Below are 25,639 nucleotides of genomic sequence, written 5' to 3' on the forward strand. Positions count from 1 at the left end.
ATCTCCTATTTTTTACTCAATGATTTACCTGCTACACGTTCAAATAAACCTGGGAATAAAGCATAAAGTTTTGGACCAATTCCCATCCACTTCGGTAAGTTTACTTCACGTTTTTTCGTGTGCATCGACTTTACGATTTGTTCTGCTACGTATGTTGGTTTTAACATGTAACGTCCCATATTCTTTACATATGTACCAGATTGATCCGCTATTTCAAAAAAGTTTGTATCTATCGGACCTGGATTAATTGCTGTAACATAAATATCTGTATTCGCTAATTCCATGCGTAAACTATTCGTAAATCCTAATACGGCATGTTTCGTTGCTGCATAAGCACTCGATTTCGGAGTTGCAATTTTTCCAGCAAGTGAAGCAATATTAATAATATGTCCTTCATTCTTGTTTACCATATAAGGTAGTACCGCTTTCGTACATGCTACTAATCCAAATACATTTACTTGGAACATATCTTTTACTTCACCCATTGACGCATCTTCAAACGTTTTAAAAATACCAAATCCCGCATTGTTTACTAATATATCAATACGTCCCACTTCTTGTAATACCTTTGAAAAAACAGACTGTACTTCCATCTCTTCACTTACATCTAATACATAATAATAGCAAGGCGTATTATAAGTTTCTTTAATTTTGTCTACTAACGCTTGTAGTTTCTCTTCTGTTCGAGCCATTAATACTGGAGTCGCTCCCTGTGCTGCAACTTGCATTGCAACTTGCTCACCAATCCCACTAGAAGCACCTGTAATGACGATTACTTTATTTTGTAAACGTCCTGTCATTGCTGTCACCTACTTTGCATAATAAATCAATTGTTGCGATGACTCATCAATCATCACTTGTTGATTATATGCTAAATAGTCCAATTGTCCAACCGTTTCTGAAATAGTAAGTGGTAATTGTTCTTTATATAATACCGGAAATAGTTTTACACATACTTCAAATGCTGTCATTGGTTTTTCCTTTAATAACTCAAGTACTTTAAAAGCACGTGTTTCTTGCTTTTGTAATCTCGTTTCAATAAGTTGTTTCACATTTAGAACATCTTCCCCATGCCCTGATAAAATGCGTGAAATATTCATTTCGCTTAAACGCTGTAATGTTTGATTATATTGTAGTAATGGGCGTGCCCGTTCTGTTTGCCCTTCATATGGTGGTTCTAGTATTGGATTCGAAGAAATATGACTAATGAGAGCATCTCCACCAATTAATATTCCATCAGATTCTCTATATAAAGAAATATGAGTAGAAGCATGACCTGGTGTTTCAAGCACTGTAAATCCAGGCAAAGAATTAATACGATCTCCTTCTCTCACAGTATGCGTTAACGATCTATTACAAGAATATTTAAGTGTCCTCGTCGTCAATAACGACTCGTCTTTCAAAAATGCTGCTGGCACACCAAACTGTAAGGCCGTCTCTCTAAAAAATTCATGATACCGCTTTAAAAACTCTGGATTTTGTGTGATCCAAGGCTCATTCCAAGGATGTCCAATAATATTCGTCTTCTCAGAAAATATATTTAAAAGTCCACAATGATCTGCATGATGATGCGTAATGACTACTGTTTCAATATCTTCTATCGTATGTCCTAATGCACCTAATTGACTTTCTAACGCATTTCTTGCCTCTTCTGTATTCGTCCCTGTATCAATTAATGTTAATGTCTCCCCCTCAACTAAAAACACATTCACAGTTTCCACTGCAAATGGTACAGGAATCTCCATTCGGTGAATCGCCGTCATGCTTAGCCCCCCTGTCTCTTTCCGGTTCAAAAATGAATACTTCTTCAGTTTACAACTTCTATATATATTTGTCATTATTTTCAGATAAAAAGAGGTGTTTCCTATAAAAAAACGAATGTATGTACATTTATAAGAATTTCTAAGCAAAATTAAAGGAGGAACATCATGTCTATTCAAAACATTTCCTTTCTCGGTGCAGGCTCTATTGCTGAAGCTATTATTGGTGGCTTGTTACATGCAAACGTTGTTAAAGGTGAACAAATTACTGTAAGTAATCGTTCTAACGAGACAAGATTACAAGAGCTACATAAAAAATACGGTGTCAAAGGTACTCATAATAAAAAAGAATTACTTACTGATGCAAATATTCTTTTTCTAGCAATGAAACCAAAGGATGTTGCAGAGGCGCTTATCCCTTTTAAAGAATACATAAATAATAACGTGCTTATTATTTCATTACTAGCAGGTGTTTCTACTCACTCAATTAGAAAACTACTTCAAAAAGACGTTCCAATTATTCGTGCAATGCCAAATACATCCGCAGCCATTTTAAAATCAGCTACCGCTATCTCCCCTTCGAAACATGCAACAGCGGAACATATTCGCACTGCAACATCTTTATTTGAAACGATTGGTCTCGTCTCTGTTGTAGAGGAAGAAGATATGCATGCTGTCACTGCATTATCCGGAAGTGGACCTGCTTATATTTATTACGTAGTGGAAGCTATGGAAGAAGCTGCAAAAAAAATCGGTTTAAAAGAAGATGTTGCAAAATCACTTATTCTTCAAACGATGATTGGTGCTGCTGAAATGCTAAAAGCAAGTGACAAACACCCTTCTATTTTGCGAAAGGAAATTACTTCTCCTGGCGGAACTACCGAAGCAGGTATTGAAGTATTACAAGAACATAAATTTCAACAAGCACTTATTTCTTGTATTACACAGGCAACGGAACGATCACATAATCTTGGAAAAACATTAGAACAACTAACAAAAGAAAAATAGAAAAAGGAGCTCAAGTTTATTTGAGCTCCTTTTTCTATAATTACACTTAGTTATTGTTCTTCCCAAAAATCTCTTCTTGCAGGCGACGACCAGTCGGCGTTGCTGCAAGTCCACCTTCCGCTGTTTCACGAAGTGCTACTGGCATCGTTTGTCCGATTCTAAACATTGCCTCAATTACTTCATCACATGGAATTGTACTCGTTACACCAGCTAATGCTAAATCTGCTGAAATCATCGCATTTGCAGCTCCTGCTGCATTACGTTTTACACAAGGTACTTCTACAAGTCCTGCAACAGGATCACACACTAAACCAAGCATGTTCTTTAATGAAATTGCCATCGCTGTAGCTGCTTGATCTTGTGTTCCACCAGCCATCTCAACTGCAGCTGCAGCCGCCATTCCACTTGCTGAACCAACTTCAGCTTGGCATCCTCCTGCCGCACCAGAAATACAAGCGTTATTCGCAACAACCATACCGAAAGCTCCTGCTGTAAATAAGAATTCAATCATTTCTTCACGTGTAGGCTGCAATTTTTCTCTTAGCGCAAATAGTACACCTGGCACTGTTCCAGCAGACCCTGCTGTTGGTGTTGCACAAATAATTCCCATCGCTGCGTTTACTTCATTTGTTGCAACAGCTTTGCTTACTGCATCCAAAATCGTATCTCCAGATAAGCCTTTTCCACTCTTCATATACGCTTGAACTTTTACAGCATCTCCACCAGTTAAACCAGTTGGTGATTTCACGCCGCGAATACCACGTTCTACTGCTTGTTCCATAACGACTAAGTTCTTTTCCATACCAGCAATTACTTCTTCACGTGAAATACTTCTTGTTTCCATTTCACATTGAATCATAATTTCTGCGATTTTTACATTTTGTTCTTTAGCTTGCGCCACTAGTTCCGCTGCGTTCCGAAACATGGTGTGTCCCCCCTGCAATTAATCCATAATAGTTACTTGACAAATATTTTGTTGCGCTTTTATTTCTTCAATCACTTCATCTGCTAATAATTCATCTGTTTCAATAACCATAAGCGCTCTTCTTCCTTTTTCTTTACGAGAAACACTCATTGTACTAATGTTAATCTCGTTTGTAGCAAGGATTGAAGCTACTGCTGCAATAGCACCAAAGCGATCGTTATTTACAATAAGTAGTGCTGGACTTGTGCCTGATAATTGAAGATCGAATCCGTTTAATTCTACAACTTCAATTTTACCGCCACCAATTGAGCAAGCAACAACTTCAATTTCTTCTTCACCTTTATACAAACGAATTTTCGCTGTATTTGGGTGAGGTGCATTGGCATCTTCTTCAATGAATTCCACTTCAATTCCGCGCTCTTTTGCTATTTCTAGCGCCTCTGGAATACGTAAGTCATCTGTTTCAAACCCTAATATTCCACCGATTAGTGCTACATCCGTACCATGCCCTCGATACGTCTTTGCAAATGATCCATATAACGAAATGCTTACTCTTTCTGGTTCATGACGAAACAGCTGGCGAGCAACTTGCCCCATTCTTGCCGCGCCTGCTGTATGTGAACTTGATGGTCCAATCATAACTGGACCGATAATATCAAATACTGAGCGATACTTCATCATAACTCCCCCTAAACCTCTATGCAAAAATTTATTCTACTATTCTATTAACCTGCTACATCTGTCGCTTTTCCAGTTGTACCACGAATTTGTTCTGCTGTATGAATTGGATAATTTTTAAATAAAAGTAATCCAATATAACCTGAAATAATACCAGTTATAATAATACATAAGAATCTTAGCATTATTTTCATTAAAAAATGATATAAGATAATCCACAATAAAGTCTGGTAGCAATCCAAAGTTTAACACAGAAGCCATTGCAAGGATAGCATAAACAAGCGATATCTTTCCTTATTATAATTCTCATGTTACTCTCTCATGGTTTAGTCAACTTCACTTGTTACGATAATAACTAAAAAGCATGTGACTTATCATAAATTATAATCTGCCCTCATTATAGCTTGTTTTTTATAAAACGCTTACTTTTGTTGAATTTTAAAAGTTCTGAATAAAAGTCCATTCCTGCTATTTGTATCACTTGTATGTCATCTGACTTATATAACAGTTTTTCTAAAAAATCATTATTTCGTATTTTTATCGTATATATTCAAACCATTCTAATTTTCTGTATCATCCAAGTATAAGTATAAAATAATAACAGTTTTATTTTTAAATTTTTTTAGACATAAAAAAATGGTAACCCATCGTTACCATTTTTTACAAAATTATTATTTTTCTACTGGGAATGATTTCAAATCTGTCGCTATTTCTGTATTAGAAAACAACTCTCTTGCCTCTTTCAATAATTCCTTATATGTATCTCCTTGATAGCGAGAACTAATGTGAGTTAAGATTAATCGCTTCGCATTTGCCTGAAGTGCAATGCTCGCAGCTTGCTTAGATGTGGAATGAAAATAATCATGCGCTTGTTGCTCATCTTCTGCTGCGAAAGTCGCTTCATGGACAAGTACATCTGCATCTTGCGCAAGCTCCCTACTCGCTTCGCAATATCGCGTATCACCTAAGATAGTAATAATTCTTCCTTTTTGAGGTGGGCCGATAAACTCATTTCCATTTAATATCGTGCCATCCTCTAATTCAACTACTTCTCCATCCTTTAAACGTTTAAAGATTGGACCTGGTTTCACACCCATCTCAAGCAACTTATCAACTAAAAGAGCACCTTGTATATCTTTCTCTACAATACGATATCCAAAACATTCTATACCGTGTGACAATCTTTTCGTTTCTACATAAAATTCATTATCTTCAAATACGGTACCTTCTTCTGTTATCTCCACAACTCCAAGTGGATATTTCACATGTGTCGTACTTACCGATAATGCCACTTCAATAAATTGTTTAATTCCTTTCGGTCCATACACCGTTAAAGGCGTAGTTCCTCCTTGAAATGAACGGCTACCTAATAAACCAGGCAATCCAAAAATATGATCGCCATGTAAATGCGTAATAAATATTTTTTCAATGCGGCGCGGACGTACAGATGTATGTAATATTTGATGTTGCGTGGCCTCGCCACAATCAAATAACCAAGTTTGTCCTCGTTCTTCTAACAATTGTAAAGCAATTGCTGAAACGTTCCTTCCTTTTGAAGGAACACCTGCACCAGTTCCTAAAAATACAAATTCCACTTTCTTTCCTCCAGCTCTAAATATACTCTATCTCTCATCTTACGGAATGTTATTTCAAATGGCAAATTGAATTTACATAACCAATCATCTAGACAACTATATAACACGAACGTTATACTTAAAAAATTTAGTAATCGTTCGTGTTTTGTGTTAAAATGATTATACTACATTTTAAGGGAGCGTTTTATTATGAAAGAAGTATTTCGTTTACAAACTGATTTTTCATCTTCATTTGATCGCTGGGTAAGTTCTTTCGTGTCTGATCACCCAGCACAATTAGAATGGACAACTTTAAAGGAATTAATCCATGAATATACAACATCACATACAAATGATACGTTACCAGCATATATTTCTTCAGCTTTAACATATTACGCCCAACGCGTTTCAACTACAAACAGTTCAGAGATTGTTATTTTTGAAAACCCTACAATCTCGTAATCTATAATAAAAAAGCACTGGTTACAGTGCTTTTTTATTTATACTTATTTAGCAAATGATTATATTCCGTCCAAAAGTCTGTATACATACTTTGATTAAACTCATCTAAAATTATCTTTTCACTTGATTTATTGAATAATTCTTTTGCTTGTAGCGCAAAAGAAACAATTTGTTTTCTATATTCATTTTCATTTACTTCTATATGAAGCCCTTCATAGTATATAGCCTTTTGATCAGTAGAAATAACTTTGACAAAATCCTTTAAAACCACATTTTCACCTATATGGTTTATAGTCCAATGAATTGAAATTGGGCATCCTAACATGAGCATAGTGCCACATCCGTGCAAAATAAGCCCCTCTTCATTTTCAATATCACAAATATATTCTTTATCTAAAGTTCGTAACAGAGCTAAAGCTGATTCACTTATTCCCCATTCCTCATCCATACCTGTTTGTGTAATAATCGTTCCATCCACATTTAAATAAATTTCCCCGTGAGAACATAAATCTTCGTGCTCATTAAACAACCACTTTTGATTCTCAATATTTATAATAAAATTTTGTGGTACCATTACAAATTCCCCTTTTATAAAAATATTTATTTTCCACATTATTTATAATTAATATCATGCATTTCATCCCATATATCTATTATAAATCCATTTAATATTTTAAAAACACAGATAAAAAAGATATTGACACTACGATTTTACAGTGCTAACATTCAACATGTAATTGAATATGGTCTCTGTTAGGTGAGGCTCCTGTATAGAGAAACGCTGCTGCCCAAAAATGTCGAGAGACGCCAATGGGTCAACAGGAAAGGTCGGAATGAAGGCCTTTTTTAACGTAGCTGGTTTCAGTACCTATGCTATACAGTGCTAAAACTCAACGAGGGAGAGGTGCATGTATTTTGTCATACACAAAAACTGTTTTTATTTATGTCTACTAGCAGTCTTTGTTGTAGACTCTTTTAACTGCGAATTCAGACCTTTACTCGTTTTGAGTAAAGGTCTTTTTACGTCTATATGCACCTTACTATGAAACAAACATAGCATATTCAGAAACTACTAAATTGTACGGAGGTGAGGAACAGTTGGCAATTGATGATTCGGCCCAGATACCCATACGTTTTACATTCATATTTCATCATGTAGGTAGGAAAGAAACTGTTCCTCACCATTTCAAATAGTTAGGTAACAGATTGTTTCCTCCTTCATGACAGAGGAGGAACTACCGATGTTTAATTTACAAAGACAAGAAACAAAGCATGCTTATGAGCAAGATAGCATGAAAACAAATAACGAATTATTAGTGGAGATTGCAACACAAGATGTAATCTCTGCGTTAAAACTTCTAGAAACAACACAAGATGGATTATCTAAACAAGAAGTGGCTCGTAGACTTTCTTTATACGGTCCGAACGAAATAGCTCATAATAAAATGGCGCCGTGGTACATTCAATTTCTGCTGGCATTTAAAAATCCATTTATTTTCGTTTTATTAGCTCTTGGAGCACTCTCCTTTTTCACAGATGACATACAAGGAACAATTGTCGTATCTGCAATGGTACTACTTAGTGCAACGATTCGGTTTTCCCAAGAATTTCGTTCTCAAAAAGCTGCCGATAAGTTAAAGGCTATGGTTCGAACAACTGCGAGCGTATTTAGAATAAATGGATTTGTACATGAAACAAAAAATGTAACGAATTTAAATCGAAATTACACAACAGAAATTCCAATTGAGGAACTTGTACCTGGCGATATTATTTCCCTTTCAGCTGGTGATATCGTTCCAGCTGATGTGCGTGTTGTATCCGCTAAAGATTTATTTGTTAATCAATCTTCTTTGACAGGGGAAGCACTTCCTGTAGAAAAATACGAACACTGCTACCATACAGAAAATAAGCATATCTTACCGAAAAACATGAAAAAAAATTACAATCCACTCGATATGGAAAACCTTTGCTTCATGGGAACAAATATTGTAAGTGGTAGCGCAAAAGCTGTTGTCATCTCAACAAGTACCGATACGTATTTCGGCTCTTTAGCAAATAAGGTAATCGGAAAGCGTGTAGAAACAAGCTTTGATAAAGGTGTAAACAAAGTAAGCTGGCTCTTAATTACATTCATGCTTATTATGGCGCCTATCGTCCTTCTCATTAACGGATTCACAAAGGGAGATTGGCAAGAAGCTTTCTTCTTCGCTATTGCCGTTGCTGTTGGCCTTACACCTGAAATGTTACCAATGATTGTAACTGCTAATTTAGCTAAAGGTGCCGTTAACATGTCTAAACAAAAAGTAATTGTAAAACAGCTAAATTCTATTCAAAACTTAGGTGCTATGAACATTCTTTGTACAGATAAAACCGGAACTTTAACAGAAGATAAAGTTGTCCTTGTTCGTCACTTAGATTCTAATGGAAATAAATGCAATCGTGTCTTGCAATTTGCCTATTTAAATAGTTTCTATCAAACTGGATTGAAAAACTTAATAGATAAAGCTGTTATTAAGCATACAGAGGAAAACAATACATTTGACCCATCAGCTTTTCAAAAGCTAGATGAAATTCCATTCGATTTCGCCCGCCGGCGTATGTCAGTCATCGTAAAAGATATTTCAGATGAACATACAATGGTTTGTAAAGGTGCCGTAGAAGAAATTTTATCAATTTGCAACTACACTGAAGTGGATAAAAAAATCGTTACACTCACTGAGGAAATACGCTCAAATGTCAAAAAACTAAGCGAGACATTGAATAGTGAAGGTATGCGGGTTATTGCTGTGGCTTATAAAAAAGATAGAAACATAAATGATAAAGAGTACGCAGTAAAAGACGAAACTGATATGATTCTCGCTGGATATATCGGCTTTTTAGATCCCCCGAAACCATCTGCAGCAGCTGCAATTCAAGCATTACAAAAGCATGGTGTACAAGTGAAAATTTTAACTGGCGATAACGAAATTGTTACACGAAAAGTTTGTAAAGAAGTTGGATTAGATATCGGCGAACCAATCCTCGGTTACGAGATTGATTCTTTACCAGATAAAGCATTAGCAAAACTTGCTGAAGAAACGACTGTATTTGCGAAGCTTAATCCAATGCAAAAATCTCGCATTATACACGCATTACAAGGAAACGGACACACTGTAGGTTACATGGGAGACGGCATTAACGATGCTGTAGCATTACGTGAAGCTGATGTCGGAATATCTGTTGATACTGCTACTGATATTGCGAAAGAAGCTTCTGATATTATTCTACTCGAAAAAAGTTTAACTATATTAGAAGCCGGGATTGTAGAAGGACGTACTACATTCGGAAATATTTTAAAATATATTAAGATGACAGCTAGCTCTAACTTCGGTAATGTGTTTAGCGTGTTAGTAGCAAGTGCTTTCATTCCTTTTTTACCGATGCTTGCCATTCATCTTTTAATTCAAAACTTACTTTATGATATTTCACAACTTTCTATTCCATGGGACAAAATGGATAAAGAGTTTCTAGAAAAACCCCGAAAATGGGATACTGCAAACTTACGAAACTTCATTATTTGTATCGGCCCAATTAGTTCCATATTTGATATTATCACATACGTAGTCATGTGGAATGTATTTGGCGCAAATACACCGAGCGAGCAATCATTATTCCAGTCCGGTTGGTTTGTGGTTGGATTGTTAACACAAACTTTAATTGTTCACATGATACGAACACAGAAGATTCCATTTATTCAAAGCGTTGCATCAACACCCGTCGTTTTATTAACCGCTCTTATTATGGCAATCGGGATTTATATTCCATTCTCACCACTTGGTGCAGCCGTTGGTTTACAAGCATTGCCACTTAGCTACTTCCCTTGGTTAGTAGGAATACTATTAGGCTACGCTTTTTTAACACAATTCCTGAAAAAGCTTTATATTAAAAAGTTTCATAGCTGGTTGTAAAAATAAGAATGAGTGGGTATTCCCCGCTCATTCTAAAAGACATAACACATATTTATATATGGAGGTGACCATGATGGTATGGTACGACATTATATTCAGATTAGTTATAGCAATTATTGTAGGAGCTTGCATTGGAATGGAAAGACAATGGAGACATCGAATGGCTGGGTTACGGACAAATGCTCTCGTATCACTTGGTGCCTGTATATTTGTTTTATTATCCGTCATGCTTGATCATGATGCTAGCCCCTCCCGCATTGCTGCTCAAGTCGTTAGTGGCATTGGCTTTTTAGGGGGTGGCGTTATTATCCGCGATGGTTTTAGTATTAGAGGGCTAAATACGGCAGCTACTTTATGGTGTGCAGCTGCTGTCGGTACTCTTACAGGCGCCGGTTTCCTCGTTGCAGCTATATTAGGTGCAGCCGGCGTGTTACTAGCAAATATACTTCTTCGCCCAATTGCTCTTTTTATGAATAAAAAATCAAAAGAAGAATCACCTGAACAAACGAACTACTTACTTTCCCTTACTTGTTCAGAGGAAAATGAAGCACATATTCGTTTTTTACTTATGCATATGGTAAGTACAGAAGGGCTCGGTTTAAAAGAGTTGTATAGTGAAGATGTAGATTCTAATCAAAAAGTTTGTATACAGGCTACATTACATTGCAAGACAAATACAGCTATCTTAATTGAAAAAATAGTAAGTAGAATGCTATTAGAATCTGGCGTTACTGGAGCTGGATGGAAGACTTCTTTAGATTTAGAAGCGAGTTAAATAGGAAAGGTGTCATGATTTTTACTACTTCATGACACCTTCTACATAAACTTATTTTCTAACTTTTGTTGAAACGACTTCTCTTGCTTACGTAGTAGTTGACTACCTCGTTGTAAAAGTGGTGTTCCATACTTATCATTAATTTGATCAATGACCGCAAGTAGCGGTTCTTTTTTTGCATCCTCTTCAAATGAAAACAAATCTAATTGTTTCACCGATTCTGTCTTCCACTCTATTTCAGTAGCTGTAACACCTAGTAAACGAACGGAATCACCATCCCAATGTTGCTTCCATAAACGGGATGCTGCTTGAAAAATATCGCGTTCTTCCCAAATCGCATTTTTCAATTGCTTACTCCGTGTTACTGTTCGCCTATCATGGTATTTAATCATAATTTGAATATTATAGCTGACAAGGGTTCGCTTTTGTAACCTTTTACTCACTGACTTTGATAAACGTTCTAACATATCAAGTAATTCTTTCTCTTCATCCATATCCTTTGAAAAAGTCATCGAGTTACCGACACTTTTATGCTGTCCCATTTGACTCGGATCCACTTCCCTATCATCCATACCTTTTGCACGCCTTTGCAAATCAACACCGTGCTTGCCAATTTTAGCGCGAATGATATGCTCGTCTCCCTTTGCCAACTGTTCAATTGTCTGTATATGAATATCATTTAATTTTTCAGCTGTTTTCTCACCAATTCCATGCATTGCTCCAACTGGACGTGGCCAAATCAGTTCTGGAATATCGCGTTTTCGAAGCACGGTAATACCAAGTGGTTTTTTCATATCTGAAGCGGTCTTTGCTAGGAAAAGATTTGGAGCGATTCCAATACTACACGGAAGCTGCAACTCTGTTAATAGTGCTTGTTGAATCATCTTTGCTATTTCAAGAGGAGAACCAAGTGCGTAGCAATCTGTAATATCTAAATATCCTTCATCTATTGAGACTGGTTGTATCTTTTCTGTAAAACGAGAAAGGACTTGAAACATTTGAAATGAAGCTTCGCGATATAATGTGAAATTAGGACGCCTTACAACTAATTGCGGGCATAACCTTTTCGCTTCCCAAAGGGGCATCGTCGTACGTATTCCGTATTCTCTCGCCTCATAACTACATGTTATAATAATTCCTTTTCTCTCTTTTTCATTTCCAGCAACCGCTAATGGCTTTCCTTGTAATGATGGATCATGAGCAATTTCAACAGATGCGAAAAAGCAATTCATATCTACATGTAAAATTACACGACCATTTTTCGGATACATTTCTCGCATAGTACTCACCCCCTAATCAGAACGTTCGTTCTTTTATTATATCAAATTTTGCACAATAGTTATAATAATTACTTGTTCTTTTTTATAATCGATATAAAGTGAAACTTTAATCAGCCCGATCCCCACCTAACTTCTTTGCTTTCGCTGAATTTTGAGGTGGGGGTCTTACTGCTCGGCAAATAGCGGGATAAACTCAACTATACATTCCTTGTAGTTATATTAATCATTGTAATTAATTATTTACTACTTCTCATTTTCAATATGAATACGTTAGGACTATTCCCTCGTCTAGTACATGTAGCAACAACTTATATACTGTCATGGGATTTCTTATATTGACTTATACGCCTTGTAAAAACAATCGAGTCAAAATAAAAAGCGTGTAAATCACAATTGATTTACACGCTTTTTCTATTCCATTACTTCGCTACTTCTTCAATAATTGCAACAACTAATTCTGCTGTTTTTGCTAACTCTTCAACAGGAATCTTCTCGTTTGTTGTATGAATTTCTTCATAACCAACTGCCAAGTTAACTGTTGGGATACCGTGTCCTGCAATTACGTTTGCATCACTTCCGCCACCACTTTGGTGAAGAGAAGGTGTACGACCAATTTTTTCAGCTGCACGTTTTGCAACTTCTACAACGTGATCCCCATCAGCAAATTTAAATCCTGGGTACATAACGTTTACTTCAACGTCTGCATGACCGCCCATTTCTTTTGCAGTTGTTTCAAATGCTTCTTTCATTTTCGCAACTTGTGCTTCCATTTTCTCATTGATTAACGAACGAGCTTCTGCAAAGATTTGTACATGATCGCAAACGATATTCGTTTGTGTACCACCTTCAAAACGTCCAATATTTGCAGTCGTTTCAGAGTCAATGCGGCCAAGTGGCATCTTCGCAATTGCTTTCGCTGCGATAGTAATTGCAGATACCCCTTTCTCCGGCGCTACACCAGCGTGAGCTGTTTTCCCGCGAATAATTGCGTTCACTTTCGCTTGTGTTGGAGCTGCAACAACGATTTCACCAACTTTTCCATCGCTATCTAATGCATAGCCATATTTCGCTGTAATACGCTCACGGTCTAATGCTTTTGCACCAACAAGACCTGATTCTTCTCCGACTGTAATAATAAATTCAATTTTACCGTGAGGGATATTTTTCTCTTTTAAAACACGGATAGCTTCGAACATTGATGCTAATCCAGCTTTATCATCCGCACCTAAAATTGTTGTACCATCTGATACGATATATCCATCTTTAATAGAAGGCTTAATTCCATTACCAGGAACTACTGTATCCATATGAGAAGTAAAGTAAATTGTATCAACACCATCTTTTGTTGCTGGTAAAGTACAAATTAAGTTACCTGCACCATGACCAGTTACAGCCATTGTGTCATCTTCAAATACTTCTACACCTAAATCTGTAAATTTCTTCGTTAATACTTTGCAGATTTCTGCTTCAAATTTCGTTTCAGAATCTACTTGTACTAATTCCATAAATTCATTTACTAAACGTTCTTGATTAATCATAAGACTGCGCCTCCTGCACTACCATTATGTATGTAACACTATTAATTATAACAGAATTTCGCAAAAGTTTCGAAATACAAGACAAAAAACAGATGGTTTACATGTCTAGATAACCATCTGCTTTCTATTACTCATTTAACAATACCCAGCGCATATGATCTTCCCACACGCCATTTACCATTAACATCTTCCTAGACACGCCTTCATATTGAAAACCTATCTTCGTTACTACTTGTATAGATGCTAAATTACGAGGCATAATCGGAGCTTCTATACGATGTAACTGAAATTCCCCAAAAGCAACTTGAATTGCTTTTCTAAGTGCTTCTGTCGTATACCCTTTGTTTAACTCTGCTTTATCTAATTTATAACCGAGTACACAAGATTGATAAATGCCACGAACGATTAAATTAAATGAAATACACCCAATTATTTTCGTATCATCACCCTTTTTAAAAATCCATAGTCTGATGATTTTCCCTTCTTCGAACTCTTTTCTATCCTTTTGCAACTTTTTCTTTTGATAATCTAGCGTAAAAAAATCATCCGGTCTATACTCTTCCCAAGCTTTTAAAAATTCACGATTTCTGTCGTAATATTGAAGAACTGTTTCAGCATACGACTCATCAATTTCCCTTAAGTATAAACGATCTGTTTCGTATATTTTCATCATCGTATCTCCATTCTTCAGCTTGCCCAACTAAAAATTAACAATATACCCTTTTACTATATTCTCTACACACTCTCAAATTTCCTGTTATATTTTGCAACCCCTTCTCGAATTTTGTCCTTACTCTCCTCTTGTCCATAATTTCATTTCTCGTTACAATGAAATTGCACTGATTTGCAAGGAGGTATAACGATGCATAAAAAAGCTCAAAAAATTATGGTTTATGTGATGCTAATTTCTATGCTTGTAACAACATTACTTGCTGGCGCGAGTATGTTTTGGTAAAAAGGGCGATGTGTTCGTCCTTTTTTTACTTTTTACACATGACAAAATAAACCATCTCGACATCGAGATGGTTTATTTTATATAAAACACAATCGCTACAATACTAAAGGAAAATGACATTACAAGTGCTATTACAAAACTTGTATATTGTTTCTGCTGAAATGCCCCAATAACAAAAGTGAGATTAAGTAATGCCATACATACAATTGCTACAAGATAAGAACATATATTAAAAGTTGCCAATATGAATGTAATAACAAATAGAAATCCCATAAAAAACTGCATATACGAAAGTTTTGGATTCAAGTACATATGAGCAACCCCTTTATCTAATTTTATCTTTCTATATTCTCATTAACGCACGGTTATGTACACATGTCAAGACAACTTATTATAATAGAAAAAGCCAACCTTTTCGTTGGCTTTTTCATATGCAACGGCTCCTTTTTCTTTTGCCAATTGCTGAAATGATTTTTTCGATTTCACAATCCATACTTTCGTTCCAATTGGAATGCGATCAAACAAATATTCCACATCGTTTTTCTTCATTCTTATACAACCTTGTGAAATATACTTTCCAATTGAACTCGGTTGGTTTGTTCCATGTATTCCATATTTACTTCCATCAGTTCCTCTTGCATTAAATCCAATCCACCTTGACCCAAGTGGATTTTTTGGCGATCCACCTGGAATATCCTTCGCAATGTAATACGGATCCTTTGCTTTCATTACAACATCAAAAGTTCCTTCTGGAGTTAATTCATTCGTTTTCCCTGTCGCTACTGGAAAAACCTTTTGAATCTTTCCATCGTCAATGTAAGCTAATTTATTCGTTGCTTTATTTACAATAATAAAAGGATCTCCGGCACGTGGATTATCCCCAAGAGGCCAAATCGGCGATAAAGAAAGACATAATATGATAGAGAGAAGATACGGCATAGATAATTCCTACCTTCTATATAAGTTCTTTTATATTATCCTTTCCCTTAAAGCGACTTTTAATGAGTAAATATTGTTCCATTTCATACACAAGTTGAACAAGTTTCGCACGTATCTCAAATTCTTCGCGTGTAGCTGGCAATGGCATGTCTCTAAATAATTCCCTCATTTCCTGAAGCTGCCTTAAGGAAATAACGCCTGTACTCTCAGGGCTAATAGCATTACCAATGTTTTCAACAACATCTGCAATCATGTCAGCTTGTTCATACGTCCACGATAAAGAAGCTGCTAGTGGTATCATTCGCTCTAAAATTTCGAATTGTTGCATACGCATATTAAAATAACGATAGTAATAATCATCTTCTCGCATAAATGCATTCTCAAGTTTTTTAAACGATAAATCTCTTGCTTCATTTAACATATTCTCGGTTTCAATGAGTTCTGATCCACTCCAACTACTTTCTCGATTTCGTAAATACACAACCATTTCAAACAAAATCGTTTTAAAATTACTCTCTATTTTATCCTGATACTCTTTTAGCTTATTTTCACTACTCGGCATATACATATTTACTAATAACGCCACGCTAATTCCTATTGTTAATATAGCAATTTCATTTCCAACTATAAGCCATGTAATTTGCTTCAATGAATATAGATGCATAACAATAACTGAACTCGTGACAATACCTTCTTGAATTTTAAGCATTACTGCAGTCGGAATAAATGTAAGTAACAATATGCTAATTGCAAGTGGTGTATAGCCGATCGTTTCAAAAATACAAAACGCGAATACCATTGATAATACACACGCTAGAAAACGATGTAACGACACTTGAAGCGATTTGCGCTTCGTATTTTGTACACATAAAATAACTAAAATACCTGCTGAACTATAAAATTCTAATCCTAATAACTGAGCAATAAAAACTGCCGCGCCTGTCCCTATTGCTGTTTTTACTGTACGGTATCCAATTTTGAACATATCATTGCTCCTATATGTATAAACGTATTTACAGCTAGTATAAAAAAAGGATGACACAATGTCATCCTTTTCTACTTATTATTCACATAACCTTTTCATATTACAATATTTTTTGTAAAAATTGTTGCGCACGTTCACTTTTCGGCGCTGCAAAAAATTCTTCTGGCGCACTATCTTCTACAAGCTTTCCTCCGTCCAAGAAAAGAACACGATCTGCCACTTCTTTTGCAAAGCCCATTTCATGTGTAACGATAGCCATCGTCATTCCTGTCGTAACTAACGATTTCATAACTTCTAACACTTCTTTCACCATCTCTGGATCTAGCGCCGATGTCGGTTCATCAAATAACATAACTTCCGGTTCCATCGCTAACGCTCTTGCAATTGCTACACGTTGCTTTTGTCCTCCCGACAAACGATTCGGATACGTATTTTTTTTATCTACTAATCCAACCTTTTCTAAAAGTTTCTCAGCTTTCTTTTCAGCTTCTTGCTTCGTTACCCCTTTTACATTGATAGGAGCATACGTAATATTTTCTAATACAGTCATATGAGGAAATAAGTGAAAATGCTGAAATACCATACCGACATTTTCACGAACATGCATAACATTCGTTTTCGGATTCGTTACTTCTTCCGTTCCAATCCAAATGTGACCATCCGTTGGTGCTTCTAACATATTCATACAACGTAAAAATGTTGATTTTCCTGATCCAGAAGGTCCTATAATTGCAACTACTTCTCCTTTTTCAATCGTTGTTGTAATTCCTTTTAATACTTCGTTTTTACCAAATGATTTATGAAGGTTTTCAATTTTAATCACTTTTCTTCATTCTCCCTTCAATTGCCTTCCCGACTAATGTAAGAATAATGACTAACATATAATAAATCAGTCCAACAAAAAGTAATGGTTCAAGATATTTAAATGTCTCACCGCCTACAATGTAAGCACGACGCATTAAATCAGTCGCGCCTATTACTGTTACTACAGCCGATTCTTTCGTAAGTGTCGCAAATTCGTTCACAAGCGCTGGTAATATATTTTTTAATGCTTGAGGGAAAATAATATTTCTCATCATTTTTCCGTATGGTATCCCTAAAGCCATTGCTGCTTCTGTTTGTCCTTTATCAACTGCTTGAATACCAGCACGAATTACTTCTGACATGTATGCACCTGAATTCAAGCTAAATGCAAGTACAGCTGCTAAGAATGCTGGTATTTCATAACCAATTATTTGCGGGACACCGAAATAAATAATCATTAATTGCAATACAAGTGGTGTACCACGAAAAATTGATGTATAAAAATCTGCTGCTATATTTAACGCTCGTATTCTAGCAATTTTACAAAGTGCTAATAACGTTCCTAAAATAAATCCTGCTAAAGCTGATACTGCTACAATTTTCAAAGTAACTTCTAAACCTTTTAGTATATATGGTATCGAAGGCGTAATCTCCGAAAAATCTAAGTTCATTCTTTTCATTCCCCTCACAGAAAAGTGAAAGGCAGCTTATTTTCCGCTGCCAAACCATTTCTTCACTAATTTATCCATTTCTCCATTTTCTTGCATTTTTTTAATTACTTTATTAAATTCAGCTGTTTTATCACTGTTTTTCGGAAGGGCAATTGCTGCTCCAACTTCTTCTGGCGCTTCTTTAATTTCAATTCCTTGTAAATCTTTCATTTTCTCTAAATAATTTTTAGCAACTGTGTCTTCTATAATTGCAGCGTCAAAACGACCAGCTTTAATTTCTTGTACGATTTCTGGTATACGGTCACGTCCCTCAACTTGGAAATCTACTTGTTTTTTAAATTCTGCCGCTTTCTCTTCTTGAATAGATCCTGTTTGTACCCCTACTTTTTTCCCTTTTAAATCCTCTACAGATTTAATGTTAGAATCCTTTTTAGAAACGACCATATTTTTCGCAACAAAATAAATATCTGTAAAATCAACATTATTTTTACGCTCTGCAGTTGGCGTCATGCCTGCCATTACGAAATCAACTTTTCCTGAACTAAGAGATGCTAATAAACCACCAAAATCCATATCTTTCACTTTCACTTCATACCCAAGTTCTTTTCCGATATATTTAGCAACATCAACATCAAAACCAATAATTTCATCACTTTTTGAAGCTTCCACGTATTCATATGGTTTATAATCTGCTGAAGTCCCCATTACGAGTACTTTCTTATTTCCTTTTGTTTCTTTCGATTCCCCATTACTACAAGCGCTGAATATACTTACAATTAAAATAAGTGCAAACGATATTGATACTAACTTCTTCATCTTTCTTCCCCCTAATAATGTATATTTAAAAGTTTAATAGAATATTTATTCGATGTTTGTATTGTATCAGCACTTTCATTTTTATGCAATATATAAAATAAAAATAAATAAAACAACAATATAAACGCTGTTTGTTATGTATAAAATAATGCATAAAATAACAAGACTATGCATATCTCAGAAATTAAAATAATAAATAAAAAAGACGGTACATCCACTTGATTGTGGACGTACCGCCTTTTTCTTATTTTTTATAGTTCTTCACAATTCTCTTCGAAATACGATTGTAGTTTCGCAATAACTTGCATCGGTTCATGCCCTTCAATTTCATGACGCTCTACCATCGTTACAATTTTTCCATCTTTTAATAAAGCAAATGATGGAGAAGAAGGTGGGTATCCTTCGAAATATTCACGCGCTCTTGCTGTCGCTTCTTTATCTTGACCTGCAAACACCGTTACAAGGTGGTTAGGACGTTTATCATAATGTACGGAATGCGCAGCAGCAGGACGAGCAATACCACCTGCACAACCACATACAGAGTTTACCATTACAAGTGTTGTTCCATTTCTTTTAAACGCTTCTTCTACCGCTTCTGGCGTCGTCAATTCTGTATATCCAGCAGAGACAATCTCTTCACGCGCTTGGCGGACAACATCATTCATAAAAAAGTTAAAATTAATCACTCTTTTCCCTCCTCTAAAACTACCTATTTGTATCTTACCAGTTAATGTTTATGAAATACAAGTAAGTTTACTTGTATTTAAGTATAGAAAAGGTGTTAGAGCACTTGCTCTAACACCTTTTCTTTAATGACCACGATGTTTTTGCTTTGCTTTTTGTACTTTCATTAAACGTCTTCTTTCTTTTTCAGCTTCTCGCTTCTCCTTAGACTGCACTTTCTTTTCTTGTTTATGCAATTCATAAGATAAACTAATCGCCTCTTGCGCCTTAGTAAAACGTTTAACATTTGTTTCTTTTGCTGCTTGTCGTATGATACGCTTTATGTTTTTAGGACGCTGTTTTTCTTTAACTTCTACACCACATTTTGCAAAATGCTGAAAATGCTCTAAAAGTGAACCATTCACAAACATAAGCACTTCCTCATCTGACGGTTCCGCTCCAAAAATATACCTCGCTCCATACAATTTCCCTTGTTCTTTGCATGTAATAATTCCAACAAAAAATTGGCCATCGTGATATACTGTCAAATCCATTGACAGCCCCTCCTTTAAAAGATTAGAAATACGGGACATCCCGGAGGGGAAGGTTACTGACATGAAATCATGCGTCTGGACTACCAACCAGAACTGTGTTTTTGTATTTCTTTCACTATTATTATATCTTTTTTTCCATAATCTTCATATATTCAGCAATCATTTTTTTATGCGATCCTACAATATAGTCAGGTAGTTCTGTTACTGAAAAGAATTTAAGCTGAACTGCTTCTTCTTTATTCATAACAAAATCCCCTTCGTATTCATCCGTATAATAGGCGGTTGTTACAGATTGAAATTCATCACCGTTTGCTAATTTTGTAAAGTAGTTCGCTCCAGAAAATACATTGATTAGTCGCAAGTTCTTCACTTTTATTCCTGTCTCTTCATATACTTCACGATAAGCTGTTTCTTCTGGTGATTCACTAAGCTCCATTAGCCCGCCAGGTAGCCCCCATTTTCCGTACGGCTCTGTCCGCTGCTGCAATAAAACATATCCATTTTCATTTATAACGAGTACAACAGCACCAACTAAAATTAAAGGGCGATGACCAACTATTTTTCGTAATTCTTCTACATATCCCACCGTATCGCCTCCTTTTTCGTTGTCCACACTATTGTATCATATGTACGAAACGACAAAATGCGTATATTTTTCATTTTTTTAACAAAATATTTATTTTATGTGATTCATCTACTGTAGCTAACATAATGGATTCGACTTCTGTACTCTCCTCTAGAAATTCTCTCGCCCACGCTTCTGTTTTTCCTAATAATGCAAGAACATCTTTCTGAATCCTCCCATCCTTTACTAATACAAAAGAAACTGGAGATTTTCTTCCCGCCACTTTAAGATCAAGCCGCGAAACTGCTTCATATTCTGGATACCGAAATATAGAAACGACACCGTTCGCTTCCCATAATGCTAATTTAATCGTTTGAATATCGCTCACATTTCGCATACGAAGTTCCGAAAACAAATATTCCACGGTAATTCTCGCCTTTTTCAAATTGCTAAAATCAATGGAACCATTATGTATAAGAATGATAGGTGCTGGCTCTAAAAAGCGTCTCCATCTATCCCATTTCAGCATTAAAACTGAGCTTATAATATGAAGTACAACGAGTATGAACGTTGTAATCATCGAGCCCAGTAACCCTACTTTTTCATCAGACAATGCGTTAGAAATATTCCCACCAAGCAATAACACTAATACAACATCTAAAAAACGAAGTTGTGCGATAGACCTTTGCCCCATTGCTTTCGCAACTAATATTAAAAATATGTATGCTATAATAGCCCGAATAACCCATTCACTATTAGAAAGATGCCGTGCTCCTTCAAATATATGCATATGCATCACTTTGCACTCCTTACCCGTCTCAAACTGCTATCCTGTTTTAGTTTGCAACGTTTATGAGCATATATGTAAAAAAAGCTGGTTCGTTTAAAAACGAACCAGCTTTTTTTACTTAACTGAAAACATATATTTTTTATAAGTTTTCCGTACCGATAGTATGAGCCCCATCATAATCATATTCGAGAATAAGGAACTTCCCCCATACGATAAGAAAGGTAATGCAATACCTTTTACAGGCATTAATCCAACGATCATACCGATGTTTTGGAATATTTGAACTGTTAATATACCGATCGATCCAGCGCATAATAATGTACCAAATAAATTATCAGCGGAATAACCAATAATAATTGTTCGATATAGTAGTAATAGGAACAAGAAGACAACTAAGGCTGCTACGATAAATCCACCTTCTTCGGCAATTGTAGCGAAAATAAAGTCAGTATGCTTCTCTGGGATATAGACGCTTCCTCCCCCAAACCCTTTACCTTCCATTCCTCCACTACCTACAGCTAAAATCGATTGTTGCGTTTGATAACCTTGATCTGCATTTTCAAATGGATTTAACCAACCTACAATACGCGACTGTTGGTGAGGTTTTAGTAAAGTAACTAAATTATTATAGAAAAAATCTTGATACTTAAAGAAAATAAATATTAAAGCAGATAATATGGTCAACGGAATAACTGTACATAATGCTATCAATTTCTTTTGAATACCTGACATAAATAAAATACATGCAATAGCAGCAGCATATAAGAACACCATACCTGTATCAGGTTGACTATATACAACCGCCATAGGTGGAAGTGACACTAGCATAATTTTACCTACTAGCTTTAAATCTGTTTGGAATGTCCTTGCCATATACTGTGCATTATGTTTTACTGCTATACTCGCTACTACAAGTAGCAATGCAATTTTGAAAAACTCAGACGGCTGAATTTGTCCAAATACTGGGAAAACAAACCATCTTTTTGCACCTAATTTTTCAGGTGTAAAACCTGATGGTGGTAATACTTTCAAAAGAATAAGTGAAGCAAACCCAGCAATATAAAGCGGCCAAGATAATTTTTGTAACTGATCTAAATCAATGCTTGCAACAAGAAGTAACAATACAACCCCAATTATGTAGTTAACACCTTGTTTCATAGCAAAGTTTGCAGCTCCATACTGTCCCGTTTGCTGACTGCTATATATAGCAGCTATACTCGTCACACATAGTGCACACAAAATTAAAATTAATTTTACATCTAAACTTTTTAGAAACTCGGTACTTCTTTTCATGACATCCTCCTGAAACATTGTTACGGCAAAAATAAAAAACCAGGAGTCAACATTCTTCATGTTTTGACGACTGATTACACATTATCTATAAAACACTTATATAGAATAACTCTCTTTTTCATACAATACAATATATTATACTACAGTTTCATCAGTAAGATTTGCCAAAAAAATTATTCTTTTCTTATTTTATATCCATATACCATATATCAGCAATGTATTTTCGTAAATTCCTAATACATAATCGTTTATTGTAAGATTACTGGGAAAGGTATTTATACATATAGTAGGATGTAGATGAAGAAATAAGATAATAAAAAGCTCGCATAAGCGAGCTTTTTATTAATATACAGATGTATTATTTTCTGACATGTTTTCCAAAATTTCTTTAACACGTCCTAAGAACTTACCACAAATTAAACCATCAAGTACGCGGTGATCAAGTGATAAACATAAGTTAACCATGTCACGAGCACCGAACATACCGTTATCCATAATTACTGGGCGTTTTACAATTGATTCAACTTGTAAAATAGCCGCTTGTGGGTAATTAATAATACCCATAGATTGAACAGAACCGAATGATCCTGTGTTATTAATTGTAAATGTTCCACCTTGCATTTCGTCTGCTTTTAACGATTTCTTGCGTACTTTTCCTGCAAGTTCTGTAATTTCACGAGCGATACCTTTAATTGTTTTCTCGTCCGCTTGCTTAATTACTGGTACAAATAGTTCTTCCTCTGTTGCAACAGCGATAGAAAGGTTAATATCTTTCTTCTGAACAATTTTATCGCCAGCCCACATTGAATTAATTTGAGGATACTCTTTTAACGCTTGTGCTACTGCTTTTACGAAGAAAGCAAAGAACGTTAAGTTAAAGCCTTCACGCTTCTTAAAGTCACCTTTAATTGAGTTACGGTATGACACAAGGTTTGTCACATCTACTTCAATCATCATCCAAGCATGTGGTGCTTCGTGTTTACTACGTAGCATGTTTGCTGCGATTGCTTTACGCACACCTGTTACTGGAATTTCGATATCTCCAGGCATTGTAGGTACAGAAACTGGTTTCGCAGCTTCTACTTTTTGCGCTACTGGTGCTGCTTCTGGGCGAGCTTCTACTACCGCCGCTACAGCTTCCTCTTTCTTCGCCGCACCTGCTTGCGGAATATTTCCAGATTCCACTAGCTTTAAAATATCTTTACGAGTGATACGGCCGTTTGCTCCCGTACCCTCTACTAGATCTAAATCAACGTTATGCTCACCCGCAAGTTTTAACACAGCTGGTGAAAAACGTGGTTTTCCATCAGTTGGTTGTTTTACTTTCGGTGCTTTTTCAGGCGTAATTGCTGCTGCCTTTGGTTCTTCTTTCGTTTTTTCCTCAACAGCTGTTGCTGCTACTTCGTCTGCGCCTTCTACTTGAATCACACAAACTACTTCACCTACAGCTAACGTATCACCTTCACCAGCGATTAACTCTTTCACAATACCAGTGAAAGAAGATGGTACTTCAGCATTTACTTTATCAGTCATTACTTCTGCAAGCGGATCATACTTGTTTACGTGATCGCCAACATTAACGAGCCATTTACTAATTGTGCCCTCTGTAACGCTCTCCCCGAGCTGAGGCATTGTAATATTTTCTACAGCCATGTATAGTCCCCCCGATTAAAATTCCGCAAGTTCACGCATTGCTTTTTCAACTTTATCTGGATTTACCATAAAGAATTTTTCCATTGTTGGTGCATATGGCATTGCTGGAACGTCTGGACCTGCAAGACGTGCGATTGGCGCATCTAAATCAAATAGACAGTTTTCAGCAATAATTGCTGCCACTTCACTCATAATGCTTCCTTCTTTATTGTCTTCTGTTACAAGAAGAACTTTACCTGTTTTAGAAGCTGCTTCAATGATTGCTTCTTTATCTAATGGATATACAGTACGTAAATCAAGAATGTGTGCAGAGATGCCATCTTGTGCTAACTTTTCAGCTGCTTGAAGAGCAAAATGAACACATAATCCGTACGTGATAACTGTAATATCATCACCTTCACGTTTTACATCTGCTTTTCCGATTGGTAATACGTAGTCATCCTCCGGCACTTCACCTTTAATTAAACGATATGCACGTTTATGTTCGAAGAATAATACTGGATCTTCATCACGAATGGCTGCTTTTAATAAGCCTTTTGCATCATATGGTGTAGAAGGGATAACGATTTTTAAACCTGGCTGGTTTGCAAACATCGCTTCTACAGATTGTGAATGATACAATGCACCGTGAACACCCCCGCCAAATGGTGCACGGATTGTAACTGGACAAGTCCAATCATTATTAGAACGATAACGAATTTTTGCTGCCTCAGAAACAATTTGGTTTACTGCTGGCATGATGAAATCAGCAAACTGCATTTCAGCGATTGGACGCATACCATACATTGCTGCACCAATTGCTACCCCAGCAATTGCAGATTCTGCAAGCGGTGCATCAAGCGCACGATCTTCACCAAATTGATCATACAAACCGTGTGTCGCTTTAAACACGCCACCTTTTTTACCAACATCTTCTCCTAAAACGAATACTTTTTCATCGCGTTCCATTTCTTCGCGCATTGCTAATGTAATAGCATCAATATAAGACATTACAGCCATGAAAC

28 protein-coding genes and 1 riboswitch are annotated in these 25,639 nt (G+C 36.0%); of the genes, 5 read left to right on the forward strand and 23 right to left on the reverse strand.

Features of this window, described 5'->3' with window-relative positions:
• Positions 1 to 5: 5 nt before the first annotated feature.
• Positions 6 to 800, reverse strand: a complete 795-nt coding sequence (locus ACTJJY_RS04275) for an SDR family NAD(P)-dependent oxidoreductase (protein ID WP_000147794.1) — start codon at positions 798 to 800, stop codon at positions 6 to 8.
• Positions 801 to 809: 9 nt separating this feature from the next.
• A complete protein-coding gene (locus ACTJJY_RS04280; protein WP_440605076.1) occupies positions 810 to 1,763 on the reverse strand; it encodes an MBL fold metallo-hydrolase in 954 nt (317 codons plus the stop codon).
• A gap of 165 nt (positions 1,764 to 1,928) precedes the next feature.
• Between ACTJJY_RS04280 and proI the strand changes: the two genes are divergently transcribed.
• Positions 1,929 to 2,768 carry a pyrroline-5-carboxylate reductase ProI gene (gene proI / locus ACTJJY_RS04285; RefSeq protein ID WP_053563686.1) on the forward strand — a complete coding sequence of 280 codons (840 nt, stop codon included), beginning with the start codon at positions 1,929 to 1,931 and terminating at the stop codon, positions 2,766 to 2,768.
• 46 nt (positions 2,769 to 2,814) lie between these two features.
• On the opposite strand, the gene sdaAA is transcribed toward proI, so the two are convergent.
• From sdaAA to rnz, 4 genes are all read right to left on the reverse strand, one after another.
• A complete protein-coding gene (sdaAA, locus tag ACTJJY_RS04290; RefSeq protein ID WP_000489461.1) occupies positions 2,815 to 3,693 on the reverse strand; it encodes an L-serine ammonia-lyase, iron-sulfur-dependent, subunit alpha in 879 nt (292 codons plus the stop codon).
• A gap of 18 nt (positions 3,694 to 3,711) precedes the next feature.
• Positions 3,712 to 4,371, reverse strand: a complete 660-nt coding sequence (sdaAB, locus tag ACTJJY_RS04295; RefSeq protein ID WP_000877449.1) for an L-serine ammonia-lyase, iron-sulfur-dependent subunit beta — start codon at positions 4,369 to 4,371, stop codon at positions 3,712 to 3,714.
• Between the two features lie 47 nt (positions 4,372 to 4,418).
• Positions 4,419 to 4,565, reverse strand: a complete 147-nt coding sequence (locus ACTJJY_RS04300; protein ID WP_000699983.1) for a hypothetical protein — start codon at positions 4,563 to 4,565, stop codon at positions 4,419 to 4,421.
• A gap of 477 nt (positions 4,566 to 5,042) precedes the next feature.
• Positions 5,043 to 5,966: a ribonuclease Z gene (rnz, locus tag ACTJJY_RS04305; RefSeq protein ID WP_440605077.1), complete on the reverse strand. Its 924-nt coding sequence runs from the start codon at positions 5,964 to 5,966 to the stop codon at positions 5,043 to 5,045.
• Between the two features lie 189 nt (positions 5,967 to 6,155).
• Here rnz and ACTJJY_RS04310 point away from each other — a divergent pair, with 189 nt between their 5' ends.
• Complete coding sequence (locus ACTJJY_RS04310) at positions 6,156 to 6,407, forward strand: DUF3932 family protein (RefSeq protein ID WP_000665709.1); 252 nt, start codon at positions 6,156 to 6,158, stop codon at positions 6,405 to 6,407.
• A gap of 34 nt (positions 6,408 to 6,441) precedes the next feature.
• Here the strand turns inward: ACTJJY_RS04310 and ACTJJY_RS04315 are convergent, their stop codons facing one another.
• Positions 6,442 to 6,981 carry a hypothetical protein gene (locus tag ACTJJY_RS04315; RefSeq protein ID WP_440605078.1) on the reverse strand — a complete coding sequence of 180 codons (540 nt, stop codon included), beginning with the start codon at positions 6,979 to 6,981 and terminating at the stop codon, positions 6,442 to 6,444.
• Positions 6,982 to 7,149: 168 nt separating this feature from the next.
• A riboswitch (M-box (ykoK) riboswitch) is annotated at positions 7,150 to 7,317 on the forward strand.
• A 331-nt stretch (positions 7,318 to 7,648) separates the two neighbouring features.
• Between ACTJJY_RS04315 and mgtA the strand changes: the two genes are divergently transcribed.
• Together mgtA and ACTJJY_RS04325 are read left to right on the forward strand one after the other, a co-directional pair.
• A complete protein-coding gene (mgtA, locus tag ACTJJY_RS04320) occupies positions 7,649 to 10,354 on the forward strand; it encodes a magnesium-translocating P-type ATPase (protein WP_440605079.1) in 2,706 nt (901 codons plus the stop codon).
• 73 nt (positions 10,355 to 10,427) lie between these two features.
• Positions 10,428 to 11,129, forward strand: a complete 702-nt coding sequence (locus ACTJJY_RS04325; RefSeq protein WP_440605080.1) for an MgtC/SapB family protein — start codon at positions 10,428 to 10,430, stop codon at positions 11,127 to 11,129.
• A 41-nt stretch (positions 11,130 to 11,170) separates the two neighbouring features.
• Here ACTJJY_RS04325 and ACTJJY_RS04330 read toward each other — a convergent pair whose 3' ends face one another.
• The 3 genes from ACTJJY_RS04330 to ACTJJY_RS04340 form a co-directional block, all read right to left on the reverse strand.
• Positions 11,171 to 12,409 carry a DNA polymerase IV gene (locus ACTJJY_RS04330; protein WP_001208854.1) on the reverse strand — a complete coding sequence of 413 codons (1,239 nt, stop codon included), beginning with the start codon at positions 12,407 to 12,409 and terminating at the stop codon, positions 11,171 to 11,173.
• Between the two features lie 419 nt (positions 12,410 to 12,828).
• Positions 12,829 to 13,947, reverse strand: a complete 1,119-nt coding sequence (locus ACTJJY_RS04335; protein ID WP_000609803.1) for a tripeptidase T — start codon at positions 13,945 to 13,947, stop codon at positions 12,829 to 12,831.
• Between the two features lie 127 nt (positions 13,948 to 14,074).
• A complete protein-coding gene (locus ACTJJY_RS04340; RefSeq protein WP_440605201.1) occupies positions 14,075 to 14,620 on the reverse strand; it encodes a GNAT family N-acetyltransferase in 546 nt (181 codons plus the stop codon).
• Between the two features lie 189 nt (positions 14,621 to 14,809).
• Between ACTJJY_RS04340 and prli42 the strand changes: the two genes are divergently transcribed.
• Positions 14,810 to 14,902, forward strand: a complete 93-nt coding sequence (gene prli42, locus ACTJJY_RS04345) for a stressosome-associated protein Prli42 (protein WP_000549037.1) — start codon at positions 14,810 to 14,812, stop codon at positions 14,900 to 14,902.
• A 72-nt stretch (positions 14,903 to 14,974) separates the two neighbouring features.
• Here the strand turns inward: prli42 and ACTJJY_RS04350 are convergent, their stop codons facing one another.
• The 13 genes from ACTJJY_RS04350 to bfmBAB form a co-directional block, all read right to left on the reverse strand.
• Positions 14,975 to 15,214 carry a DUF3894 domain-containing protein gene (locus tag ACTJJY_RS04350; RefSeq protein WP_000281167.1) on the reverse strand — a complete coding sequence of 80 codons (240 nt, stop codon included), beginning with the start codon at positions 15,212 to 15,214 and terminating at the stop codon, positions 14,975 to 14,977.
• A gap of 66 nt (positions 15,215 to 15,280) precedes the next feature.
• Entirely contained in the window at positions 15,281 to 15,841 is a 561-nt protein-coding gene (locus ACTJJY_RS04355; protein ID WP_001146566.1) for a L,D-transpeptidase, read from the reverse strand.
• Between the two features lie 16 nt (positions 15,842 to 15,857).
• Positions 15,858 to 16,826 (reverse strand): aromatic acid exporter family protein, encoded by a 969-nt coding sequence (locus ACTJJY_RS04360; protein WP_106824136.1) that lies wholly within the window; start codon positions 16,824 to 16,826, stop codon positions 15,858 to 15,860.
• A 100-nt stretch (positions 16,827 to 16,926) separates the two neighbouring features.
• Positions 16,927 to 17,649, reverse strand: a complete 723-nt coding sequence (locus tag ACTJJY_RS04365; protein WP_000590203.1) for an amino acid ABC transporter ATP-binding protein — start codon at positions 17,647 to 17,649, stop codon at positions 16,927 to 16,929.
• The gene (locus ACTJJY_RS04370) at positions 17,642 to 18,301 is read right to left on the reverse strand and encodes an amino acid ABC transporter permease (protein WP_440605081.1); all 660 of its coding nucleotides are present in this window, start codon (positions 18,299 to 18,301) and stop codon (positions 17,642 to 17,644) included. The genes ACTJJY_RS04365 and ACTJJY_RS04370 overlap by 8 nt, the downstream gene beginning before the upstream one ends.
• 36 nt (positions 18,302 to 18,337) lie before the next feature.
• Entirely contained in the window at positions 18,338 to 19,117 is a 780-nt protein-coding gene (locus tag ACTJJY_RS04375) for a transporter substrate-binding domain-containing protein (protein WP_000737678.1), read from the reverse strand.
• Between the two features lie 251 nt (positions 19,118 to 19,368).
• The gene (locus ACTJJY_RS04380; protein ID WP_001979317.1) at positions 19,369 to 19,782 is read right to left on the reverse strand and encodes a BrxA/BrxB family bacilliredoxin; all 414 of its coding nucleotides are present in this window, start codon (positions 19,780 to 19,782) and stop codon (positions 19,369 to 19,371) included.
• Between the two features lie 144 nt (positions 19,783 to 19,926).
• Entirely contained in the window at positions 19,927 to 20,334 is a 408-nt protein-coding gene (locus ACTJJY_RS04385) for a YjdF family protein (RefSeq protein WP_440605082.1), read from the reverse strand.
• A 121-nt stretch (positions 20,335 to 20,455) separates the two neighbouring features.
• Entirely contained in the window at positions 20,456 to 20,920 is a 465-nt protein-coding gene (locus ACTJJY_RS04390) for an NUDIX hydrolase (protein ID WP_000542551.1), read from the reverse strand.
• Between the two features lie 70 nt (positions 20,921 to 20,990).
• Positions 20,991 to 21,695 carry a DUF421 domain-containing protein gene (locus tag ACTJJY_RS04395; RefSeq protein WP_000550963.1) on the reverse strand — a complete coding sequence of 235 codons (705 nt, stop codon included), beginning with the start codon at positions 21,693 to 21,695 and terminating at the stop codon, positions 20,991 to 20,993.
• Between the two features lie 108 nt (positions 21,696 to 21,803).
• The gene (locus tag ACTJJY_RS04400) at positions 21,804 to 22,982 is read right to left on the reverse strand and encodes an FtsW/RodA/SpoVE family cell cycle protein (protein WP_000831181.1); all 1,179 of its coding nucleotides are present in this window, start codon (positions 22,980 to 22,982) and stop codon (positions 21,804 to 21,806) included.
• Between the two features lie 342 nt (positions 22,983 to 23,324).
• Positions 23,325 to 24,635 carry a dihydrolipoamide acetyltransferase family protein gene (locus tag ACTJJY_RS04405; RefSeq protein WP_440605083.1) on the reverse strand — a complete coding sequence of 437 codons (1,311 nt, stop codon included), beginning with the start codon at positions 24,633 to 24,635 and terminating at the stop codon, positions 23,325 to 23,327.
• A 15-nt stretch (positions 24,636 to 24,650) separates the two neighbouring features.
• Positions 24,651 to 25,634, reverse strand: a complete 984-nt coding sequence (gene bfmBAB / locus ACTJJY_RS04410) for a 3-methyl-2-oxobutanoate dehydrogenase subunit beta (RefSeq protein ID WP_000290071.1) — start codon at positions 25,632 to 25,634, stop codon at positions 24,651 to 24,653.
• Positions 25,635 to 25,639: the final 5 nt, after the last annotated feature.

This window comes from Bacillus sp. 22475 (assembly GCF_052044835.1).
Classification (GTDB): Bacteria; Bacillota; Bacilli; order Bacillales; family Bacillaceae_G; genus Bacillus_A; species Bacillus_A cereus.

Coding starts and splice junctions, on each gene's coding strand:
- ACTJJY_RS04275 (WP_000147794.1), bottom strand. CDS start 800: ATGACAGGACGTTTACAAAATAAAGTAATCGTCATTACAGGTGCTTCT.
- ACTJJY_RS04280 (WP_440605076.1), bottom strand. CDS start 1,763: ATGACGGCGATTCACCGAATGGAGATTCCTGTACCATTTGCAGTGGAA.
- proI (WP_053563686.1), top strand. CDS start 1,929: ATGTCTATTCAAAACATTTCCTTTCTCGGTGCAGGCTCTATTGCTGAA.
- sdaAA (WP_000489461.1), bottom strand. CDS start 3,693: ATGTTTCGGAACGCAGCGGAACTAGTGGCGCAAGCTAAAGAACAAAAT.
- sdaAB (WP_000877449.1), bottom strand. CDS start 4,371: ATGAAGTATCGCTCAGTATTTGATATTATCGGTCCAGTTATGATTGGA.
- ACTJJY_RS04300 (WP_000699983.1), bottom strand. CDS start 4,565: ATGAAAATAATGCTAAGATTCTTATGTATTATTATAACTGGTATTATT.
- ACTJJY_RS04310 (WP_000665709.1), top strand. CDS start 6,156: ATGAAAGAAGTATTTCGTTTACAAACTGATTTTTCATCTTCATTTGAT.
- ACTJJY_RS04315 (WP_440605078.1), bottom strand. CDS start 6,981: ATGGTACCACAAAATTTTATTATAAATATTGAGAATCAAAAGTGGTTG.
- mgtA (WP_440605079.1), top strand. CDS start 7,649: ATGTTTAATTTACAAAGACAAGAAACAAAGCATGCTTATGAGCAAGAT.
- ACTJJY_RS04325 (WP_440605080.1), top strand. CDS start 10,428: ATGGTATGGTACGACATTATATTCAGATTAGTTATAGCAATTATTGTA.
- ACTJJY_RS04330 (WP_001208854.1), bottom strand. CDS start 12,409: ATGCGAGAAATGTATCCGAAAAATGGTCGTGTAATTTTACATGTAGAT.
- ACTJJY_RS04335 (WP_000609803.1), bottom strand. CDS start 13,947: ATGATTAATCAAGAACGTTTAGTAAATGAATTTATGGAATTAGTACAA.
- ACTJJY_RS04340 (WP_440605201.1), bottom strand. CDS start 14,620: ATGATGAAAATATACGAAACAGATCGTTTATACTTAAGGGAAATTGAT.
- prli42 (WP_000549037.1), top strand. CDS start 14,810: ATGCATAAAAAAGCTCAAAAAATTATGGTTTATGTGATGCTAATTTCT.
- ACTJJY_RS04350 (WP_000281167.1), bottom strand. CDS start 15,214: ATGTACTTGAATCCAAAACTTTCGTATATGCAGTTTTTTATGGGATTT.
- ACTJJY_RS04355 (WP_001146566.1), bottom strand. CDS start 15,841: ATGCCGTATCTTCTCTCTATCATATTATGTCTTTCTTTATCGCCGATT.
- ACTJJY_RS04360 (WP_106824136.1), bottom strand. CDS start 16,826: ATGTTCAAAATTGGATACCGTACAGTAAAAACAGCAATAGGGACAGGC.
- ACTJJY_RS04370 (WP_440605081.1), bottom strand. CDS start 18,301: ATGAACTTAGATTTTTCGGAGATTACGCCTTCGATACCATATATACTA.
- ACTJJY_RS04375 (WP_000737678.1), bottom strand. CDS start 19,117: ATGAAGAAGTTAGTATCAATATCGTTTGCACTTATTTTAATTGTAAGT.
- ACTJJY_RS04380 (WP_001979317.1), bottom strand. CDS start 19,782: ATGAATGATGTTGTCCGCCAAGCGCGTGAAGAGATTGTCTCTGCTGGA.
- ACTJJY_RS04385 (WP_440605082.1), bottom strand. CDS start 20,334: ATGGATTTGACAGTATATCACGATGGCCAATTTTTTGTTGGAATTATT.
- ACTJJY_RS04395 (WP_000550963.1), bottom strand. CDS start 21,695: ATGCATATGCATATATTTGAAGGAGCACGGCATCTTTCTAATAGTGAA.
- ACTJJY_RS04400 (WP_000831181.1), bottom strand. CDS start 22,982: ATGAAAAGAAGTACCGAGTTTCTAAAAAGTTTAGATGTAAAATTAATT.
- ACTJJY_RS04405 (WP_440605083.1), bottom strand. CDS start 24,635: ATGGCTGTAGAAAATATTACAATGCCTCAGCTCGGGGAGAGCGTTACA.
- bfmBAB (WP_000290071.1), bottom strand. CDS start 25,634: ATGGCTGTAATGTCTTATATTGATGCTATTACATTAGCAATGCGCGAA.